4 protein-coding genes and 2 tRNA genes are annotated in these 5872 nt (G+C 41.1%); all 6 read left to right on the top strand.

Features of this window, described 5'->3' with window-relative positions; all coding sequences use genetic code 11:
* Nucleotides 1-98 precede the first annotated feature (98 nt).
* Nucleotides 99-175, top strand: a tRNA-Asn gene (locus AAEY55_RS17805).
* A 25-nt stretch (nucleotides 176-200) separates the two neighbouring features.
* Nucleotides 201-277, top strand: a tRNA-Asn gene (locus tag AAEY55_RS17800).
* Nucleotides 278-427: 150 nt separating this feature from the next.
* Complete coding sequence (locus AAEY55_RS17795) at nucleotides 428-2371, top strand: EAL domain-containing protein (RefSeq protein ID WP_350552532.1); 1944 nt, start codon at nucleotides 428-430, stop codon at nucleotides 2369-2371.
* Nucleotides 2372-2645: 274 nt separating this feature from the next.
* Complete coding sequence (rsxA, locus tag AAEY55_RS17790; RefSeq protein WP_011327791.1) at nucleotides 2646-3227, top strand: electron transport complex subunit RsxA; 582 nt, start codon at nucleotides 2646-2648, stop codon at nucleotides 3225-3227.
* 1 nt (nucleotide 3228) lies between these two features.
* Entirely contained in the window at nucleotides 3229-3783 is a 555-nt protein-coding gene (gene rsxB / locus AAEY55_RS17785; protein WP_011327790.1) for an electron transport complex subunit RsxB, read from the top strand.
* A gap of 8 nt (nucleotides 3784-3791) precedes the next feature.
* A partial coding sequence (rsxC, locus tag AAEY55_RS17780) for an electron transport complex subunit RsxC (RefSeq protein WP_350552529.1) occupies nucleotides 3792-5872 on the top strand: 2081 nt, incomplete at its 3' end.

Here is a 5872-nt window from a genome sequence, read left to right as displayed (position 1 = left end):
CCCCCTTAGCTCAGTTGGTTAGAGCGACGGACTGTTAATCCGCAGGTCCCCCGTTCGAGTCGGGGAGGGGGAGCCAAGTTTATGTTTATGATAGTAGTTCCCCCTTAGCTCAGTTGGTTAGAGCGACGGACTGTTAATCCGCAGGTCCCCCGTTCGAGTCGGGGAGGGGGAGCCAAATCATAAAATAGCACTACTTTAGTTCCCCCTTAGCTCAGTTGGTTAGAGCGACGGACTGTTAATCCGCAGGTCCCCCGTTCGAGTCGGGGAGGGGGAGCCAATTGCTAATAATTCCATAGACATTCCTCTCAATATCTACTACCCTTTCTGATTAATAACTAAAGTATATTCACTCAATTTTCGTGTTACGATTAGTTTATAAATCAAGGATTTGATTCCTTCCCTTTCTGACAATTAAAAGATTGAAAAAATGGCAGGCTTTAAAAAACTCATATTAATACAAATACTCTCTTGGTTAGCATGTGTTGCCGTTGGTAGTTATTTTATAGCTATTAGCTTTAATTACACAGTTAACGAAGCGCAAAAAAATGCACAAGCTACAGTCCAAAATTATATAGATGGTTTAACTTTATCTGATATATCAACAAACAATTTTAAACGCGCTATTACTAATAACGATACTTTTGCAAACTTCATCCTCAGAGACAATCAAGGAGCTGAAGTATTTAAAGTAACGCATTCCCCTGCACTGCCTTTTATTGCCGAATTTGTACAAACAAATTTTAACTCGGTACGTCCCCAGTTTGTAAGCGGTAGTAATACTGATATAAAAGTAGAATTTACACTTAATGTGCAACGTTTTGCACACTTATCACAAAGCGCGTTTTTTATTATTGTGCTTGTTAGTACTTTTTTAGTCCTTATTCCTATGGCGTTAATGAAGACCCTTTCTCATAGAGTAAATAAAAGAATTAGTATGGACGTGGCTGATGTTATTGATGTTTATATAAATCAAAACCAGTTAGATCATGACCTAGAAGTAAGTCTTGATACAAGCAGGCTCAAAAGCCAAGGAAAGAGCTTAGTTCCTAGCTTTAATCGTTTATCGCACTTTTTGAAAAGTAAAAATGAAGATCTGCAAAACGCAGCACTCACAATAAAACACCAAGCCTATAAAGATGGTGTAACCGATTTAGGCAATCGGAATATGTTTGTTGAGTATTATGAAAAAAATATAGAAAACAGCGAAAAAAGCACTTTTGGTACACTCGCTTTAATTAGGTGTAGTGAACTGCAATCTATTAACCAAACCCGCGGTTATCAAAAAGGTGATGAATACATTAAAGGTGTGGCTGATATTATTAAGCACATTAGTGGCACCTACACTGGCAGCCAAGTATTTAGACTTAATAGTTCTGATTTTGTAGCTGTATTACCTAATATACCGCTAAAAGAAGCCGAACGTTTTGGTGAAAACTTACAATCTCGCTTTACTCAGTATCAACAAACCCAAGAGCTCAGCTCAGTAGCTAATACTGGTATTGTGGGTTACGAAAAAGCAAAACCACTTGGTGAGTTACTTTCGGTAGTAGATAACGCCATGAGTATGGCGCAATCAAAACATGCTAACGCTTGGCATGTACAACGTGAAAGCGATTTAATTAATAATGTAAGTGCTGGATTTGGTAATCAAAATTGGCGCAAAGTTATAAATGAAGTAATTGAAGCAAAGCGTGTGCATTTAGTAATGCAAAATATTATGCCTTTGGGCAAAAATATTAAAGCGTATGCTGAGATTCAGGTGCGATTTAAAACCGAAGATAATCAAATGCTGCCTACAGCCTCATTTTTAGCTATGGCCGAAAAGCTCGACATGGCTATAGAAATCGACAGGCTAATTATTGACTCATCACTCGAGAAAATAAAAAGCCGAAATCTTTCAGAAAAGTTTTTTGGTTTAAATGTTACGCCTTCAAGTGCGCACAACGACCAGTTTGTAATTTGGTTAGAACGCCGATTATTAAAAGATACCCATATTGCATCAAAACTTGTTTTTGAAGTAAGTGAATTTGGGCTACAACAAAACATTAAAGCGAGTAAACGCTTTATTGACATGATTCATCGCGTGGGTGCTCGCATAACAGTTGAGCGTTTTGGTGTTGGCTTAACATCGTTTAAGTTTTTCCGCGATTTAAAACCAGACTTTATTAAAATGGATGCCAGTTATACCCGCGGCCTAGAAGATGATAAAAACAATCAATATTTTATGCGCTTAATGGTCGATTTAGCACACAGGATTGGTGTAAGTGTTTTTGCTGAAGGGGTCGAAAGCCAAGAAGAAAAGCACATTATAGAAACCCTGTGCTTAGATGGTGTACAAGGTTACTACATAGAAAAACCTAAAGACATTTGATATAAGGGCGTAGTTAACCCAAGTTCAGGTTATTTAATTAATAAAAAGAGCACTTGTTGCTCTTTTTTACTTTATTTTCAGTACTGCCTAGTACTTTAAACCCATACTAAAACCATAACGTTAAGTAAACTCTACAAACAAATTACAGTAATTTTACATCTTCATTATGCGTTAATTATTTTACCCTATTTATTTGACTGATAACTACTCCACATGTTGTTTATCTCGGCAGAAAAATGGATAATGCATTGGATTTTAATAGCGCGAGGCACACATGACAGAATATGTATTGTTATTGATTGGCACTGTTCTGGTTAATAACTTTGTATTAGTACAATTTTTAGGCTTGTGTCCGTTTATGGGCGTGTCGAGTAAACTAGACACGGCTATAGGTATGTCTTTGGCTACCACTTTTGTGCTTACCCTTGCCTCTGTAACCAGCTACTTAGTTAACCAATATATTTTAATACCGTTGGATATTACCTATTTACGTACCATGAGCTTTATTTTAGTGATTGCTGTAGTAGTACAATTTACCGAAATGGTAGTACGTAAAACAAGCCCTACTTTATATCGCTTGCTGGGTATTTTTTTACCCCTTATAACCACAAACTGTGCTGTGCTAGGCGTTGCATTACTTAACATTAAAGAAGATCACTCCTTTTTACAGTCGGCGGTTTATGGCTTTGGTGCCGCAGTTGGTTTTTCGTTAGTACTTGTATTGTTTGCTGCCCTGCGAGAGCGCCTTGCAGCGGCCGATGTTCCTACCCCCTTTAAAGGTGCCTCTATTGCCTTAATTACCGCAGGCTTAATGTCGATGGCATTTATGGGATTTACCGGATTAGTGAAGTTTTAATATGACCTTGTTTTATGCATTAATAGCACTAGGCTCACTGGCATTAGTTTTTGGCCTAATTTTAGGATTTGCCGCTATCCGCTTTCGGGTAGAAAGTAACCCTATTGTTGAGCAAATTGATACCATTTTACCGCAAACTCAATGCGGCCAATGTGGCTACCCTGGCTGTAGGCCATACGCCGAAGCGATTGCCAATGGCGACGAAATAAACAAATGCCCACCTGGCGGCGAAGCTACTATGAAAAAGCTCGCCGAATTAATGGGCGTTGATCCCAAGCCCTTAGCTGGCGGAGAGCAAGCTGAACCAATTAAAACTGTGGCATATATTCGCGAAGACGAATGCATTGGCTGTACCAAGTGTATACAAGCATGCCCAGTTGACGCCATTGTTGGTGCAACTCGACAAATGCATACTGTATTAATTGACGAATGTACTGGCTGCGATTTGTGCGTAGAGCCCTGCCCTGTAGATTGCATTGATATGCTCCCTGTAGCCGAAACTAAACAAAACTGGAAATGGCAGTTAAATGCAATTCCCGTTACACAAATAGATTAGAGGTTTGAGTGGATAAGTTACTTGAACAAATAAAAAAAGGGGTCGTTTGGCCATTCCCTGGCGGCGTTCACCCACCACAACAAAAATCACTCTCTAATAGTGCCAGTATTACTCGCTTGCCATTACCCGACAAACTCGTAGTTGCACTTAAACAACACATAGGTGCTAACGGTAAACTTATTGTTGAGAAAGGTCAGCACGTTTTAAAAGGCCAAGCTTTAACCATACCTAAAGCTAACTGGTCGGTGCCTATGCATGCGCCAACCTCAGGCACAATAGCCGACATAAAGTTAATGCCTTCGGCGCACCCTTCGGCCCTACCTGAACTTAGTGTAATAATTGAGCCCGATGGTAAAGATTTATGGTGCGAGCTTAACCCAATTAAAAACCCAGCAACGCTAAGCCACGATGAACTTGTTAATATTATTCATCAAGCGGGCATTAGTGGTATGGGAGGCGCTGGTTTTCCAACTTATGTTAAAGCCGATACTAAGCAACCTATCGAGTTTTTAATTATTAATGCGGTTGAGTGCGAACCTTATATAACAGCTGATGACATGCTAATGCGCGAGCATGCCAAGCAAATAGTGCAAGGTATTGAGCTAATGCAACAACTGCTCAATCCTACGTTATGCATTGTGGGTATAGAGGACAACAAGCCAGAAGCAATTGCTGCAATGATACAAGCAGCGGAGCATAATAGCTTAATATTGGTGCAAAAAGTGCCCACTATTTATCCCTCTGGTGGCGAAAAACAGCTTATTAAACTGCTTACTAATCGCGAAGTACCTAATAATGGCATTCCGGCAGATGTTGGTATACTGGTACATAACACCGGTACTTTATTTGCTATACAACAAGCTGTTTATGAAGGTAAACCCTTAATTGAGCGCGTAGTCACAGTAACGGGTAATACTATTCATAAACCCGGAAATGTATGGGCTTTATTAGGCAGCGAAATAAAGCACTTGCTCGATTGCCAAGGTTTTTCGCCTGTACCACAGCAACAAGTAATTATGGGCGGCCCGATGATGGGCTTTACCCTACCAACAATTCGTATTGGCGTGGTAAAAACCACTAACTGTATACTCGCGCCCGATCATAAAGAGCTTGCAGAGCCCGGCCCAGAAAAAGCCTGTATACGCTGTAGTGCCTGTGCGGATGCTTGCCCTGCTTCTTTGTTACCTCAGCAATTACAATGGTTTGCTAAGTCAAAAGAATACGACAAACTACAAGAACACAATTTGTTTGACTGCATAGAATGCGGCGCGTGTGCCTACGTTTGCCCAAGTGAAATACCGCTAGTGCAGTACTACCGGGTAGCCAAGGTAGAAATAAAAGAGCAGCAGGCAGAAAAAATTAAAGCAGATCGTGCTAAAGAGCGTTTTGATGCGCGAAAAGAACGCCTTGATCGCGAACAAGCTGAGCGACAAAATCGCCATAAACGTAAGCCTGCAGTTAAAACACCAGACGAAAAACAAAAAGTAGCCGATGCTTTAGCAAGAGTTAAAAGTAAATCAGCTAATAGCGATGAAAAATCAGCCGTAGCCGCTGCTATTGCCCGTGCTAAAGCTAAAAAGCAACAAGGCGATGCACTTGAACCTGATAATAGCGAAGTAGCAAAAGAACGCGCATTGCGTAAAGAACAAGCTCGACAATATAAAGAGCAAAAAGCACAAAGTGATGAGCCAGCAAGCCCTGATGATAAAAAATCAGCTGTAGCCGCAGCCATAGCTCGCGCTAAAGCTAAAAAGGCCGGACAACTAGCAAACGCTGAAAGTACAACTGACGATGCACCGCAAAACGAGGCTCCCGTTGATGACAAAAAAGCTGCTGTAGCCGCAGCCATTGCTCGCGCCAAAGCGAAAAAGGCCGCTAAAGCGTTAGCAGATGCTGAAAGTACAACTGATGATGCGCTGCAAAACGAGGCCCCCGTTGATGACAAAAAAGCTGCTGTAGCCGCAGCCATTGCTCGCGCCAAAGCGAAAAAGGCCGCGAAAGCATTAGCCGATGCTGACAATACAACAGACGATACACCGCAAAACGATGCACCCGTTGATGACAAAAAAGCCGCTGTAGCCGCAGCCAT

Source organism: Pseudoalteromonas sp. 120-MNA-CIBAN-0494, from assembly GCF_040308885.1.
GTDB classification, from domain to species: Bacteria; Pseudomonadota; Gammaproteobacteria; order Enterobacterales; family Alteromonadaceae; genus Pseudoalteromonas; species Pseudoalteromonas nigrifaciens.
Note: the sequence above shows the minus strand (reverse complement) of the source record. Positions and strands in the feature narration are given on the sequence as shown.